Source organism: Bizionia argentinensis JUB59, assembly GCF_000224335.1.
GTDB classification, from domain to species: Bacteria; Bacteroidota; Bacteroidia; order Flavobacteriales; family Flavobacteriaceae; genus Algorimicrobium; species Algorimicrobium argentinense.
Window position 1 is genome coordinate 52,853 of sequence record NZ_AFXZ01000009.1, and the last position, 14,882, is coordinate 67,734.

Annotated in this window: 13 protein-coding genes; 8 read left to right on the plus strand and 5 right to left on the minus strand. The window is 33.7% G+C overall.

Going from position 1 to position 14,882, the window contains the following annotated elements; translation table 11 throughout:
- Nucleotides 1–217: 217 nt before the first annotated feature.
- Nucleotides 218–1,459, minus strand: a complete 1,242-nt coding sequence (gene pepT, locus BZARG_RS03335) for a peptidase T (RefSeq protein WP_008635698.1) — start codon at nt 1,457–1,459, stop codon at nt 218–220.
- A gap of 116 nt (nt 1,460–1,575) precedes the next feature.
- On the opposite strand from pepT, the gene BZARG_RS03340 reads away from it, so the two are divergent.
- From BZARG_RS03340 to guaB, 8 genes are all read left to right on the plus strand, one after another.
- A complete protein-coding gene (locus tag BZARG_RS03340) occupies nt 1,576–2,607 on the plus strand; it encodes a quinone-dependent dihydroorotate dehydrogenase (protein WP_008635693.1) in 1,032 nt (343 codons plus the stop codon).
- 4 nt (nt 2,608–2,611) lie between these two features.
- Nucleotides 2,612–3,229 carry a LysE family translocator gene (locus tag BZARG_RS03345; RefSeq protein ID WP_040287972.1) on the plus strand — a complete coding sequence of 206 codons (618 nt, stop codon included), beginning with the start codon at nt 2,612–2,614 and terminating at the stop codon, nt 3,227–3,229.
- Nucleotides 3,230–3,280: 51 nt separating this feature from the next.
- The gene (locus tag BZARG_RS03350; protein WP_008635721.1) at nt 3,281–4,144 is read left to right on the plus strand and encodes a hydroxymethylglutaryl-CoA lyase; all 864 of its coding nucleotides are present in this window, start codon (nt 3,281–3,283) and stop codon (nt 4,142–4,144) included.
- Between the two features lie 150 nt (nt 4,145–4,294).
- Complete coding sequence (locus BZARG_RS03355; RefSeq protein WP_008635341.1) at nt 4,295–5,503, plus strand: DUF4856 domain-containing protein; 1,209 nt, start codon at nt 4,295–4,297, stop codon at nt 5,501–5,503.
- A 95-nt stretch (nt 5,504–5,598) separates the two neighbouring features.
- Complete coding sequence (locus BZARG_RS03360; RefSeq protein WP_008635486.1) at nt 5,599–6,723, plus strand: imelysin family protein; 1,125 nt, start codon at nt 5,599–5,601, stop codon at nt 6,721–6,723.
- A 69-nt stretch (nt 6,724–6,792) separates the two neighbouring features.
- Nucleotides 6,793–8,175: an HTTM domain-containing protein gene (locus BZARG_RS03365; RefSeq protein ID WP_008635343.1), complete on the plus strand. Its 1,383-nt coding sequence runs from the start codon at nt 6,793–6,795 to the stop codon at nt 8,173–8,175.
- Nucleotides 8,156–10,585, plus strand: a complete 2,430-nt coding sequence (locus BZARG_RS03370) for a TonB-dependent receptor domain-containing protein (RefSeq protein ID WP_050807283.1) — start codon at nt 8,156–8,158, stop codon at nt 10,583–10,585. The genes BZARG_RS03365 and BZARG_RS03370 overlap by 20 nt, the downstream gene beginning before the upstream one ends.
- 341 nt (nt 10,586–10,926) lie before the next feature.
- Nucleotides 10,927–12,399, plus strand: a complete 1,473-nt coding sequence (gene guaB, locus BZARG_RS03375; protein ID WP_008635416.1) for an IMP dehydrogenase — start codon at nt 10,927–10,929, stop codon at nt 12,397–12,399.
- Nucleotides 12,400–12,458: 59 nt separating this feature from the next.
- Here the strand turns inward: guaB and BZARG_RS03380 are convergent, their stop codons facing one another.
- The 4 genes from BZARG_RS03380 to BZARG_RS03395 form a co-directional block, all read right to left on the minus strand.
- Nucleotides 12,459–12,776 (minus strand): DUF3784 domain-containing protein, encoded by a 318-nt coding sequence (locus BZARG_RS03380; RefSeq protein WP_008635650.1) that lies wholly within the window; start codon nt 12,774–12,776, stop codon nt 12,459–12,461.
- Nucleotides 12,773–13,015: a hypothetical protein gene (locus BZARG_RS03385; protein WP_008635390.1), complete on the minus strand. Its 243-nt coding sequence runs from the start codon at nt 13,013–13,015 to the stop codon at nt 12,773–12,775. Before BZARG_RS03385 ends, BZARG_RS03380 begins: the two co-directional genes overlap by 4 nt.
- A gap of 37 nt (nt 13,016–13,052) precedes the next feature.
- A complete protein-coding gene (locus BZARG_RS03390; RefSeq protein ID WP_008635662.1) occupies nt 13,053–14,285 on the minus strand; it encodes a M48 family metallopeptidase in 1,233 nt (410 codons plus the stop codon).
- Between the two features lie 119 nt (nt 14,286–14,404).
- Nucleotides 14,405–14,719, minus strand: a complete 315-nt coding sequence (locus BZARG_RS03395) for a GIY-YIG nuclease family protein (protein WP_040287973.1) — start codon at nt 14,717–14,719, stop codon at nt 14,405–14,407.
- Between the last annotated feature and the right edge of the window lie 163 nt (nt 14,720–14,882).

Consider the following 14,882-nt stretch of genomic DNA (forward strand, 5'->3'; position numbering starts at 1 on the left):
TGTGAGGTCTATTAGAATTATTTCGCTTTCTATTCCAATTAGAGTTTTATTTAAAACTAGTTGTATGTCATATTTCAATTTTAATAATTCACATTATTAATGAGAAATAATTTCGAGTGATATTGTTTTTTCTATCTAATAAAACGTCAAGTTTAGACATAAAAAAAAAGCCGATGATTGGTAATTAATCATCGGCTTTTGTATGCTCTTTTTTTCTTTACTTATGCTTGCTTGCCGTTAGTTCAGCAATCTTACAAATAACTTCTGTCGCTTTTATAATACTTTCCACAGGCACATATTCATAACGACCATGAAAGTTATGACCACCAGCAAAAATGTTAGGACATGGTAAACCCATATAACTTAATTGCGAACCATCAGTTCCACCGCGAATAGCTTTAATAAGTGGTTTAATATCTAATTGAATCATCGCTTCTTCAGCAAGGTCAACAATATGCATAACCGGTTCCACTTTTTCTTTCATATTGAAGTACTGATCTTTGATTTCAATAGAAACGACTTCACGGCCGTATTGCGAATTAATTTCAGTTGCCAACTTCTGCATGACTTCTTTTCGTGCTTCGAAATGCTCTTTATCATGATCACGAATAATATATTCTAATTTTGTTTCATCTACGTCACCTGTTACTGTATGTAAGTGGAAAAAACCCTCATAACCTTCTGTATGTTCTGGTGTTTCTAATCGCGGTAAGGAATTAATATATTCCGTTGCAATATATATAGAGTTAATCATCTTCCCTTTAGCATAACCAGGATGAACAATTTTCCCGTGTATGGTTACCACAGCGCCAGCCGCATTAAAGTTTTCATATTCTAACTCACCAACTTGACTTCCGTCCATGGTATAAGCCCATTCAGCTCCGAATTTTTCGACATCAAATTTATGAGCACCACGACCAATTTCTTCATCAGGTGTAAAACCAACACGAATTTTTCCATGCTTAATTTCTGGATTTTGAATCAAATATTCCATTGCCGAAACAATTTCTGTGATACCAGCTTTATCATCCGCTCCTAAAAGAGTTGTCCCGTCTGTTGTTATTAGAGTTTGACCTTTGTACAATAATAAATCTTCAAAATAGTCTGGCGATAGGATAATATCTTTTTCAGCGTTTAGAACAATATCTTTACCATCATAATTCTCATGAATTTGAGGCTTTACATTGGCACCCGTGAAATCTGGTGAGGTATCAAAATGCGAAACGAAACCTATAACAGGAACATCGTGATCTACATTACTTGGAAGGGTTGCCATAATATAAGCATTCTCGTCAATCGTAACGTCTTCCATACCTATCACCTTTAGCTCTTCAACTAAAGCGTTTGCCAAATCCCATTGTTTAGCCGTACTTGGTGTCGTGTCAGAGTTAGGATCCGATTCGGTATCAACGGTTACATAACTCACAAAGCGTTTTATGATGTGTTCTTTTGAAATCATTTTAATTAATTTGAAGGTTTAACAATTATGTATGCAAATTTAGTGAATATTGAAATTTTTACCATTTGAATTGCCCACATTTTTATTTAGGATTACTTTTGCGCAAACATTGACCAATGTATAAGCTACTACTCCGACCTATATTCTTTCTTTTCGATCCCGAAAAAATTCATCATTTCACGTTTTCATTGATAAAAATGACCTCTAAAATTCCCGGTATTTCCGCTATTTTCAGAAGTCTATATGTTGTTGAAGATGCAAAATTAGAACGTCAGCTTTTTGGCTTAAGCTTTAAAAACCCTGTGGGATTAGCTGCTGGTTTTGATAAAAACGCCCTTCTGTATAACGAATTGGCTGATTTTGGTTTTGGTTTTATTGAAATAGGAACTGTTACACCGCTAGGACAAGAGGGAAACCCGAAGAAACGTTTGTTTCGCTTGAAGGAAGATCAAGGTATTATTAATCGAATGGGATTTAATAATGAAGGTCTTGAATCTGCTATTTCACAATTAAAAAAGAACAAAGGAACTGTTATTATAGGTGGAAACATTGGTAAAAACACGCAAACCCAGCCAGAAGATTATACCAAAGATTATCTCATCTGTTTTAATGCGCTGCATCCGTATGTGGATTATTTTGTACTTAATGTGAGTTGTCCAAATGTTGGCAGTCATGCAAAATTGAATGATAAAAATTATTTGTTAGAATTAATTTATACGGTTCAAAAAGCGAATAATACGTTTGATAAGCAGAAACCTATTCTACTAAAAATAGCACCAGATTTAAACGATATCCAGTTAGATGAAGTTATCGAACTCATTGCCGAAACTAATTTAGATGGTGTTATTGCAAGCAATACATCGGTAGATCGATCGGGTTTAAAAGCCTCAAATGAGCGTTTGGCAGAAATTGGAAATGGCGGTTTAAGTGGTCAGCCGATTAAAGATAAATCCACAGAAGTTATAAAATATTTAGCAAGCAAGAGTAAAAAAGCATTTCCTATTATTGGTGTTGGCGGAATTCATTCAGCTAAAGATGCTTTAGACAAAATTGATGCTGGTGCCGATTTGGTGCAAGTTTATACCGGTTTTATTTACGAAGGTCCGAAATTAATAAAAGCTATAAATAAAGCACTTTTAAAGCATTAGTTTTTTGAACTACGATATCCTCATATCATTTATATTAGCAACGACGGCTTTGGCTTTTTCGCCGGGTCCCGATAATATTTATGTGTTGATGCAAAGTGTTGCGCACGGCAAAAAATATGGTTTAGCCACTGTTTTTGGGCTGATTTCTGGTTGCATTGTTCATACGACCTTATTAGCTTTTGGTGTTTCTGCAATTATTAAAAATAGTGCGTCTTTATTTTTTACCATTAAATTATTAGGCGCACTTTATTTATTATATCTAGCGTACCAAGTTTTTAGAAGTCCAAGTGATTTAACGATTTCAGAAAGATCGGTTCCTAAAAAATCACCAGGTCAATTGTACAAACAAGGGTTTATCATGAATGTGTTAAATCCTAAAGTAAGTATTTTCTTTCTAGCATTTTTTCCAGGCTTCTTGTTTAGCGATACTATGAGTACTGTTTGGCAATTTTATGTATTAGGTTTTATCTTTATGGGCGTTTCCTTAATTATATTTTCTGTCATTGCTATTTTGGCGGGTTCAATTTCAATCTATATAAAATCACATCGTAAAATAGGTTCAATTTTAAAATGGCTTCAAATTGTCGTTTTTATTGGAATTGCCATTTTAATTTTGATGTAGTTTTCCATAAAAGGTTTTAGTAGAAACAATAGTTTAGTATCTTTGAAGTCCATGAATAAACCAGTTAAAATTATAGAATGCCCACGTGATGCCATGCAAGGTATCAAGGCGTTTATTCCTACCGAACAAAAGGTGCAATACATCCAATCGCTTTTGCGTGTTGGGTTTGATACTATTGATTTTGGAAGTTTTGTTTCGCCAAAAGCTATTCCGCAAATGGTGGATACAGCCGAAGTCTTGGCGCAATTAGATTTGAGTAAAACCACTAGTAAACTGCTGGCTATTATTGCCAATACACGTGGTGCTGAAGATGCTTCAAAACATAAAGAGATTAAATATTTAGGTTATCCTTTCTCTATTTCAGAGAATTTCCAAATGCGAAATACACATAAAACGATTGCAGAATCGGTTGTAACGTTAGGCGAGATTCTAGAAATAGCTGATAAAACCGATAAAGAGGTGGTTGTTTATATTTCTATGGGCTTCGGAAATCCGTATGGAGATCCATGGAATGTTGATATAGTAGGTGAGTGGACTGAACGTTTGAGTAATATGGGTGTTAAAATTCTATCCTTAAGTGATACCGTTGGAACTTCTAATCCTGAAAATATTAACTATTTATTTTCCAATTTAATTCCGAATTATCCGCAAATTGAATTCGGTGCGCATTTACATACCACGCCAACAACTTGGTTTGAAAAAGTTGATGCGGCCTATAAAGCGGGCTGTATGCGATTTGATGGCGCTATTCAAGGATTTGGTGGCTGTCCTATGGCAAAAGACGATTTAACAGGAAATATGCCTACAGAAAAATTACTGTCGTATTTCACCACTAAAAAGCATTCAGATTTAAATGCTTTAAGTTTTGAGAGTGCTTATAATGAAGCGACCAAAATTTTCTCTGTCTATCATTAATTGTGTTAATATATCTAATTGACTTCTAGATATATAGTTTGATTTTAGATTATTATTTTAATTTAGTCTAAATAATATTTGCGATAACCAATTTACATTTTTATTTTTGTTGTGAAATCAAACAACTATTTATATTAAGTCTAAATAAAAATGAAAAATATTTTTGTGGCTGCAACCCTAACTGCACTATTTTTAACATCATGCTCTAGTGATGATGTTAATACATCAACGCCAGATAATACAGGTGTAACAGCTCCAGAAACTTATATCTTTAAAAGAGGTGGCGAATCATCTGTGAGTTTTGGAGGTCAAACAACGCGAATTTTAATGGCTGAGGAATTTGTATCTGCTTTAAAAGATAATACGAAGTCGGAAACTGATTTAAATGCCATGTTTACACATGTAGAAGGTGAATCGGATTTTACTGACACGGATTTAAACGCTTCAGGAAAAAACATTCGTAGTAAAGTAGCCGCGTCTAAAGATTACTTCTCTGCTAATATTACCGTATCAAATGAAATAAAAGCTGATTTTGATGCATGGATTGCAGAGCAAGCTAATATTGTGTTTCCAAATTGGACTACAACTGCCACTTCTGGTGTAGCGGGTCAATTACAACAATTTAACGGGGGTTCTACACGCTATATTAATGCGAAAGGTTTAGAGTTAAATCAAGCTGTAGCCAAAGGGCTAATAGGTGGTTTAATGGCGGATCAGATGTTAAATAATTATTTAAGCATCACTGTTTTAGATGAAGGCTCAAACAAAGCTAATAACACAAATGATATTGTAGAAGATGGTAAAACGTACACGTCTATGGAGCACAAGTGGGATGAAGCTTATGGGTATTTATATGGTACGGAATTAGATCCAAGTTTTCCAGTTTTAGGTGCAGATAGTTTTTTAAACACGTATTTAAAACAGGTAGATGCTGATAGCGATTTTTCCGGTACAGCTAATGCTGTTTTTGAAGCTTTTAAATTAGGTCGTGCTGCCATTGTAGCAAAAAACTATGTTGTTCGTGATGCACAGGCACAAATTATTAGAGAAAACATTTCGAAAGTCATCGCTGTTCGTGCTGTGCATTATTTACAAAGCGGGAAAACTAAAATAGCAGAAGGGGATATGGCTGCCGCATTCCATCAACTATCAGAAGGATTTGGTTTTATTTACAGTTTGCAATTTACAAGAAAACCAAATACGAATGCACCATACTTTTCACATAACGATGTTCAAGCTTATGTTGCAGAATTAATGACAGGAAATGGTTTTTGGGATGTTTCTAATGAAACTTTAGATACAATTTCAGAAGAAATTGCTGATCGTTTCAATTTTAGCGTAGCACAGGCTGCTAATTAAAAGTTATAAATATCTCTGTAGAAGATACTAAACTGAAGTTTACATATATTAAACTTCAGTTTTTTGAATGTTTTTAATGAGTTAAATTTAAAAAGATGATTAAAAAAATAATTTCGATTTTCATAATTATAGCGTCTATAGTATCCTGTAGCTCATCCGATGATGCAGGGTCTGGTTCTGGAAATTCTGTTGATGGCTTTAATAGACAATCCATGCTTACCAATTGGGCAGATAATATTATAATTCCTGTATTTCAAGATTTAAATACACAATTAGCAGATTTGGTAACTTCTAAAAATAGCTTTATTGCAGCGCCAAATCAAACCAATTTAGAAGCCTTTCGCGCCTCATGGTTAAAAGCTTACAAAGTCTGGCAATATGCTGAAATGTTCAATATCGGTGAAGCAGAAGCTATTAATTATTATTCAAAAATGAATATTTATCCAACATCTGTACCGGAAATTGAGAGCAATATAGCTTCTGGAACTTATAATTTGTCGCACCCTAATAATCAAGATGCGGTTGGGTTTCCTGCTTTAGATTATTTGTTATATGGTGTAGCCAATAACGATATGGATATTTTAAGTATTTATACAACAAACGTTAATGCTGAAAATTATAAAAACTATCTATCTGATTTGGTGAATGAAATGAAAACTTTAACTAATTCTGTTTTAAATAATTGGACAACCATTTATAGAGGTCAGTTTGTAAGTAGTACAGCAAATACGGCCACTAGTTCAACTAATAAGCTAACAAACGATTTTATTTTCTATTATGAAAAAGGCTTGCGTGCCAATAAAATTGGAATTCCAGCTGGTGTGTTTTCAACAAATCCATTACCAAAAAAAGTTGAAGCATATTACAAAAGTGATGTTTCCAAAGAATTAACTTTAGTAGCATTAGATGCTGTTCAAGATTTTTTTAACGGCAAGGCTTATAATAGTAACGAAACAGACGCTAGTTTTAAACAATATTTACAGTATTTAAATAGCGTTAGAAATGGTGAAGATTTAGATGTCTTAATTAATAATCAAATTAATTTAGCACGTTCGAAAGTTGTAGATTTAAATCCTAACTTTACGGAGCAAATTACTACAAATAATGCTGAAATGACCAATGCCTACAACGAATTGCAAAAGGTGGTAGTTTTAATAAAAGTAGACATGGTACAATCTATGAATATCAGTGTTGATTACGTAGATGCTGATGGCGATTAAAATTAAATAAATAACGTAAAACATGAAGATTCTTTAGTAATAACGACTACTAAAGAATCTTTTTTCATCATGAATTTCAAAATAAAAACATATTTAGCCAAGCAAACTAGCGCAGCACCATTGGTGGTGTTTCGGATGCTTTTTGGTATCATGATGTTTTACAGCATTGTGCGTTTTTGGGCACATGGTTGGATTGATAAACTATATATTCAACCTGATTTTCATTTTTCATTCTATGGATTTCATTGGGTGAAACCTTTAGGGACTTACACCTATTTAGTATTTGTTGTTTGCGGTTTAGCAGCATTATTTGTCGCTATCGGATATAAGTATCGCATTGCTATAATCACCTTTTTCTTGAGTTTTGCTTACATAGAACTCATGGATAAAACCACATATTTAAATCATTACTATTTTATTAGTGTATTAAGTTTTTTAATGATTTTTTTACCGGCGAACGTGAGTTTTTCTGTAGAGAGTTATTTGAAAAAAGTAAGCTATGCCAAAGTGCCTAACTGGACTATTGATAGTATAAAACTTCTTTTAGGTCTCGTTTATTTTTATGCGGGATTAGCTAAAATTAATAGCGATTGGCTGTTTAAAGCCATGCCTTTAAAAATATGGCTGCCTTCCAAATATGATTTACCGATTATTGGCGAAACCCTCATGCAACAAGAATGGTTTCATTATGCCATGAGTTGGAGCGGTATGTTTTATGATTTATTGATTCCCTTTTTATTACTCTATAAAAGAACGCGGTTATTTGCATTTATTATTGTAATTTTCTTTCATGTATTTACGCGGGTTTTATTTCCTATTGGCATGTTTCCGTTTATAATGATTGTTTCCACGTTAATCTTTTTTGAAGCGAATTTTCATCAGAAAATCATTAATTTTGTAATTGGAAATTTGAAATTTTTGCGTCAAAAAATAGCGATATCAAACGCGATTCAAATAAAAGTAGAGGATCAGTATCCAATTCGAAATAAACGAATTCTAATGCCTGTTTTAATGGTGTTTTTTGCGATTCAAATGGTTTTTCCATTTCGTTATTTCGCTTATCCTGGCGAACTTTTTTGGACAGAAGAAGGTTTTCGGTTTTCATGGCGAGTTATGCTCATGGAAAAAATGGGTTATACTACGTTTACTATTAAAAATGCAGAAACTGGCGCCATGTTTGTTGTAGATAATTCCGATTTTTTAACCGAATTTCAGGAAAAGCAAATGAGCTTTCAGCCTGATTTTATTTTAGAATATGCTCATTATCTTGGTGATCACTTTGCCGAGCAAGGACATGAAAATATACAAGTGTTTGCTGAAAGTTATGTAGCAATTAACGGCCGTTTGAGTCAGCCATATATTAATTCAAATGTCGATTTATATAAAGAAAACGATTCATTTAAACATAAAACCTGGATTTTACCATTCAATGATGTTATTAAAGGACTTTAAACTAGTAAGTATTTTGTTACTTCTAACAAGCATATCTGCTTGGGCACAGCAATCCGTTTCGGGAATTGTTACCCATTCAGAAACAAATCTTCCTATAGAAAATGTTGAGATTTTTGATAAGGATTCCGGAATGCAAGCCAAAACTGATGCATCGGGTTATTATCAGTTCGAAACTTTAAAATCCGAACTAACAATAATCTTTTTTTCCTATGAATTTGATGTGTATACAGTAACCGTCGATTTGAATACAAGTAAAGAAATTAATGTGCAGTTAAAGCCTTTAGGTGTGTCACTTTCTGAAGTGGAATTATTCGCTCGAAAATCACAGGTATTTGAATTATCAAGATTGAAAGATGTTGAGGGAACAGCCATTTTTGCAGGTAAAAAAACGGAGGTTGTTTTGGTGGATCAGTCCATGGCGAATTTAGCATCTAATAATGCCAGACAAATTTTTAGTCAAGTAGTGGGACTTAATATTTACCAAAATGACGATGCCGGTTTACAGCTCAATATTGGCGGTCGTGGTTTGGATCCTAACCGAACTTCTAATTTTAATACGCGTCAAAATGGGTATGATATTAGCGCTGATGTTTTGGGGTATCCTGAAAGTTATTATACACCAGCATCTGAAGGTTTAGGCGAAGTTCAAATAGTTAGAGGTGCTGCATCTTTACAATTTGGAACCCAGTTTGGTGGTTTGGTTAATTTTAAAACGAAAAAACCAAATCCAGATAAAGCCTTGGAACTAATAACTAGGAATACTTTAGGTAGTTTTGGTTTGTATACCAACTTTACAAGTGTGAGTGGAACGAAAAATAATTGGAGCTATTATGGGTATTTCAATTATAAAAAAGGTGATGGTTTCAGACCTAATTCCGAATTTGAATCTAAAAATATATTTGCTCATTTAGGGTATAAAATATCTAAAAATACAGCCATTTCTGGAGAAGTAACATACATGCGCTATTTGGCGCAACAAGCTGGTGGATTAACAGATACTATGTTTAATCAAGATCCATATCAGAGTAATCGGGAGCGCAATTGGTTTCAGGTGGATTGGTTGTTGTACAATTTGAAATTTGAACATCAGTTTTCTGAAACTAGCGATTTTAGCTTTAGCTTCTTCGGGTTGCAAGCCTCACGTTATGCGTTAGGCTTTAGAACAAACCGGGTTGACCAATTAGATCCTGGTAGCGAGCGTGATTTAATAAAAGGTGATTTTAATAATTTTGGTTTTGAAACCCGGTATTTGAATACATATACTATTTTAGATAAAGATGCTACGTTTTTAATAGGAGCGAAATATTATAATGCTAAAAACGATCAGCAACAAGGACCAGGCAGTACCAATAAAAACTCTGATTTTAATTTTTACACCGATGCTTTTCCGAATTATTCTAACCAATCAGATTTTGATTTACCTAATTTAAATATAGCTGTATTTGGTGAAAATATATTTTATATAACCAATAAGTTTTCAGTAACACCTGGTGCGCGTTTTGAGTATATAAAAACTCAAAGTAATGGGTTTTATAAGGAAGTGCGCTTAGATGGTGCTGGTAACCCAATTTATAATGAAACGGTTTATGAAGATCAAAATTTTGATCGATCCTTCGTGCTACTGGGTTTAGGCTTGAGTTACAAGGGCGATAAAGGCTTTGAATTCTACGGAAATATCTCTCAAAATTACCGTTCTGTTACATTTTCAGATATTAGTATATTTAATCCCGCTTTCGCAATCGATAAAAACATTACAGATGAGGAAGGCTTTACGAGTGATTTAGGTATTCGAGGTAACTTTAAAGGCATTGTCTCCTATGATGCAAATGTATTTGGATTATTTTATAACCAACGTATAGGTTTAGTGCAAGACGTTCTACCAGGTGGTCGCATTATTAGCAAACGTACAAATGTTGGCGATGCCGCTATGTATGGCGTAGAATCCTTATTTGATCTTAATATTAAAAAAATTATCGGATTAAATTCTGATTACAATTTTAATTATTTTGTTAACTCCTCATTCATTACTTCGCAATATAACGAGTCAGATATACCAGGGATAAAAGGAAATAAAGTTGAGTTTGTGCCAGAAGTAAATATTAAAACGGGTTTAAGATTTGGTTATAAAAATCTTTTGGGAAGTGTTCAATATACCTATTTATCCGATCAGTTTACAGATGCATCAAACTCTGTAGATGCAGGTATTAGTGGTGTTATAGGTCAGATTCCAAGTTATGATATCCTCGATTTTTCTATATCATACAGTTACAAACGCTTTAAGTTGGAAGCTGGTGTAAATAATGCTTTAGATAATGCGTATTTTACACGACGCGCAACTGGATATCCGGGACCTGGCATTATTCCATCGGCACCAAGGAATTGGTATACTACTTTGCAAATAAAAATTTAATTGGTTCTGTAAATTTTAAATTATTTGTAATTCCAAAGATGCATTGGATTGGAATTAGACGATTTTATTTAAAAAGCAGTATCATTGATTTCAAGGTATTTATAAAAACTTGGAAGAAAAACCTTTAATAATATAGCAAAATGAAATGGTTTTTTAGTTTTATGATATCTAAAATCATCTGATTTTAATGAAATATTACGGATGAAAACGCTCGTTAACAGTACGCTTTAACCCAGTTTCATACTTGCTATAAAAATGGTGTTATTAATTTAACGGCAACTTAAAACATATTTCCTTATTTATAGTGTATATTTGCACGCAATTATAACTGTAATTGCAACATGATAGCACACACCAACAAAATTTTAGGAGAAGGACTAACATACGACGACGTATTATTGGTTCCAGCTTTCTCCGAAGTTTTACCTCGCGAAGTAAGTATTCAATCCAAATTTTCAAGAAATATTACATTAAATGTTCCAATTGTATCCGCAGCTATGGATACAGTTACCGAAAGCAAAATGGCTATTGCCATGGCGCAAGAGGGTGGCATTGGTGTTTTACATAAAAACATGTCCATTGAGGCGCAAGCTATAAAAGTGAGGCGGGTTAAACGTGCTGAAAGTGGTATGATTATCGACCCAATTACCTTGCCTTTAACAGCAGTTGTTAGGGATGCCAAGCAAAATATGGCCGAACATAGTATTGGCGGTATTCCAATTGTAGATGATGAAGGTGTTCTTAAAGGTATCGTTACTAATCGTGACCTACGATTTGAAAAAGAGGATGATCGCCCAATCATTGAAGTGATGACAACCAAAAATCTGGTTACGGCTGGAAAAGGAACTTCTTTACAAGATGCAGAAGGCATTCTTCAAGAAAATAAAATTGAAAAACTTCCAGTTGTTGATGAGGATTATAAACTCATTGGCTTAATTACATTTCGAGATATTACGAAACTTACTTTAAAACCAAATGCCAATAAAGACTCTTTTGGACGTTTACGTGTTGCTGCCGCCATTGGTGTTACAGGTGATGCGCTTGAGCGTGCTGAAGCTTTAGTTGCAGCAGGTGTGGATGCTATTATTATAGATACCGCACATGGTCATACAAAAGGTGTTGTTACAATTTTAAAAGAAGTAAAAAGGAAATTTCCAACCCTAGATGTGGTTGTAGGAAATATAGCAACTCCAGAAGCCGCTAGGTATTTAGTAGAAGCTGGTGCAGATGCCGTTAAAGTGGGTATAGGTCCAGGTTCTATTTGCACAACGCGAGTTGTAGCTGGCGTTGGATTCCCGCAATTTTCAGCGGTTTTAGAAGTTGCTGCTGCCATTAAAGGTTCTGGTGTTCCTGTTATTGCCGATGGTGGTATTCGTTATACAGGAGATATCCCTAAAGCGTTAGCTGCAGGTGCGGATTGTGTTATGTTAGGATCGCTTTTAGCCGGTACAAAAGAATCGCCAGGTGAAACTATAATCTATGAAGGTCGTAAGTTTAAAGCGTATCGCGGCATGGGTTCTGTAGAAGCTATGAAGCAAGGAAGTAAAGATCGTTATTTTCAGGATATTGAAGATGACATTAAGAAATTAGTTCCTGAAGGTATTGTAGGCCGTGTGCCTTATAAAGGTGAAGTGCATGAAAGTATTCATCAATTTATTGGTGGTTTAAGGGCCGGAATGGGGTATTGTGGTGCTAAAGATGTGGAAACATTAAAAGAAACGGGACGCTTTGTGAAAATTACCGCTTCTGGAATTAATGAAAGTCATCCGCATGACGTTACCATTACTCAAGAATCGCCAAACTACTCAAGATAAAAACTATAAAAAAATCCCCGAAGTTCTGCTTCGGGGATTTTTGTTTTTAATCTGTTTTTTTAATCTTTTTCAGAATTGATTTTATAGGCTTTGGAATTGGCTTTAATCAGCAGATATGGTAAACCTATTAAAATGGCTGCACTGATTCCAATGGCTCCAATTTGTTCATTGTCCAACCATTTAGAAAAACCATAGGCTATTAAGATTATGGTTGCCATCATAATTAAAACATTAGCTAATAAATTTCCAATTTTCGGCATATTGTAGATTGCTTTTTCTGCATCAGGCATCGTATTGTAACCTGCAATTAAATCATACAATTTGAAGTTCTTTATTAAAATGGCAAAAACAAGGAATAATACAGCAGTTAAAATCATAAGGTTTCTGTATAAAGTTGACCACGATGTGGTTTTAAAGCATCGCGGATAGGTGGCATTTGATTTTCAGGAACCACTAGATATGCAATAGCATGCACATCGTTTTCAGCCTGAAAACCGGTAATATCTAGATCTAATTTTTCACTTTGAATATATTCTTTTAGGTGTATTTCGTGGTGCTCTGCAGTTTTTAAGGCATCGGGTCCTCTGAAATCCCATATCAATTTTAAGTTTCTCATGCTTTATTTTTATTAAATATCGTAATTAATAATGTGATTATAACTTTAAATTATTCATGCGTTCTAATAAAGTGGGGTGGGAATAATGCATAAACACAAAAGCTTTATGCGGTGTTAAATTACTTAAACTATTTTTAGATAGCTTCTTAAGAGATGTAATTAACGGTGCAGCAGCATACGTGCTTTTAGCATAATCATCCGCCTGGTATTCAAATTTTCTAGAAAACCAATTCATTATAAGTCCAGTGATTTCTGATATAGGACTATACAATAATCCAAATGCAATTAATCCCACATGAAAACTAGGGATTTCTACACCCAAAGCATGAGATAGTAATGGATTATATATAAATATGGATAGAATATATAAGGTTAAACCTGTTAGTAAAATTGAGGTTGCCAAATTGAAAATAATATGTTTCTTTTTGTAATGACCAACTTCATGAGCTAAAACAGCAACAATCTCTTTGTCATCTAGATCGGTGATTAAAGTATCATAAAGTGTTACGCGTTTCTCGCTTCCAAAACCCGAGAAATAAGCGTTGGCTTTAGTACTTCGTTTAGAACCGTCAATCACGAAAATTTTATCGAGCGTAAAACCTACCGTTTCTGCATAAGCTGATATTTTATCGCGTAAACTACCATTTTCAAGAGGTGTTTGTTTATTGAATAAAGGCACAATTAATCGAGCGTAAAACATATTTAAAAATATAGTAAATACGGTAACAAGTCCCCAAGCATATAACCAGAAATATTGACCAGCTACTTGATAGAACCAGATAATAAGCGCCAAAACCCCACCGCCTAAAATAGCCATCATAAGCCAGCCTTTTAGTTTATCCAATAAAAAAGTAGCTTTCGTTGTTTTATTAAAACCGAACTTTTCTTCAATAACAAAAGTTTGATAGTATGAAAAAGGGGTATTTATAATATCACTACCAATCATAATAATTCCGAAGAAAATTAAAGCGACAATGATTGGGTTTTCGCTATAATTTCTAGCAACTGTATCAATAAATTCAAAACCATCAAAAAACAGGATGGCTAACGTTAGAATAATAGAAAATGTAGAGGTTAAAATTCCGAACTTATAATTATACTTTTTATAGGCTTGCGATTTTTCATATTCCTCTGTATTATAGACGTCGTGTAATTCTTCAGGAATAGGATCGTTATAATGTTTGGCGTTTAAAGCATCGAGAACTTTATCAACAATAAAGTCGATAATGATGATGGCTATTATTATGTAGAATAGGGTTGTAGAGGTCATAGCGTAATAATGAATAAATTCCAGTGTTTGTAATTTGTTTTAGGTGCAAAAATAGGAACTATTTGTTATAATGTCTGTATTTATAATATGAAGTCTTAACGAATATAATTTAGAATAAGCTATATGTCGGAATACTTAGAGTGTGTTGCATTTCTGCATTCCGCAAGAATTTGAAATCTCTCGAAATCGCCAATAATTAAAGCCTCCTTTTTAGAGCGTGACCATTTTTTAATTTTATTTTCAAAATATATAGCTTGTAACACATGCATAAACGTCTCGTGAAATTGTATTTCTAAAGGCCTTCTTTTTAATGTATAACATGTACGATGTTTCCCATAAATATGTTCTTTAAGTTGTCTATTTAAATCATTTGTTATTCCAGTATAATAGCTTTCGTCGGAACATTTAAGAATATAAACATAATATGAAAACATCCTCTTTAGAGTTTGAAGGTCTTCGACATCGTTCAGACTGACAGTTGGCTTATATATTTAATGAATATAATAAATTATATTTAACTGACAAACAGAGGGATATCGTTTTTTTGGATATTTATTACTTATAAAACTCGAATGAATTGTTATATGTCACACTGAA

Excerpts from the sequence above, each read along its gene's own strand:
- pepT (WP_008635698.1), bottom strand. The coding sequence starts at position 1,459 with ATGATTTCAAAAGAACACATCATAAAACGCTTTGTGAGTTATGTAACC.
- BZARG_RS03340 (WP_008635693.1), top strand. The coding sequence starts at position 1,576 with ATGTATAAGCTACTACTCCGACCTATATTCTTTCTTTTCGATCCCGAA.
- BZARG_RS03350 (WP_008635721.1), top strand. The coding sequence starts at position 3,281 with ATGAATAAACCAGTTAAAATTATAGAATGCCCACGTGATGCCATGCAA.
- BZARG_RS03355 (WP_008635341.1), top strand. The coding sequence starts at position 4,295 with ATGAAAAATATTTTTGTGGCTGCAACCCTAACTGCACTATTTTTAACA.
- BZARG_RS03360 (WP_008635486.1), top strand. The coding sequence starts at position 5,599 with ATGATTAAAAAAATAATTTCGATTTTCATAATTATAGCGTCTATAGTA.
- BZARG_RS03365 (WP_008635343.1), top strand. The coding sequence starts at position 6,793 with ATGAATTTCAAAATAAAAACATATTTAGCCAAGCAAACTAGCGCAGCA.
- BZARG_RS03370 (WP_050807283.1), top strand. The coding sequence starts at position 8,156 with ATGTTATTAAAGGACTTTAAACTAGTAAGTATTTTGTTACTTCTAACA.
- guaB (WP_008635416.1), top strand. The coding sequence starts at position 10,927 with ATGATAGCACACACCAACAAAATTTTAGGAGAAGGACTAACATACGAC.
- BZARG_RS03380 (WP_008635650.1), bottom strand. The coding sequence starts at position 12,776 with ATGATTTTAACTGCTGTATTATTCCTTGTTTTTGCCATTTTAATAAAG.
- BZARG_RS03385 (WP_008635390.1), bottom strand. The coding sequence starts at position 13,015 with ATGAGAAACTTAAAATTGATATGGGATTTCAGAGGACCCGATGCCTTA.
- BZARG_RS03390 (WP_008635662.1), bottom strand. The coding sequence starts at position 14,285 with ATGACCTCTACAACCCTATTCTACATAATAATAGCCATCATCATTATC.
- BZARG_RS03395 (WP_040287973.1), bottom strand. The coding sequence starts at position 14,719 with ATGTTTTCATATTATGTTTATATTCTTAAATGTTCCGACGAAAGCTAT.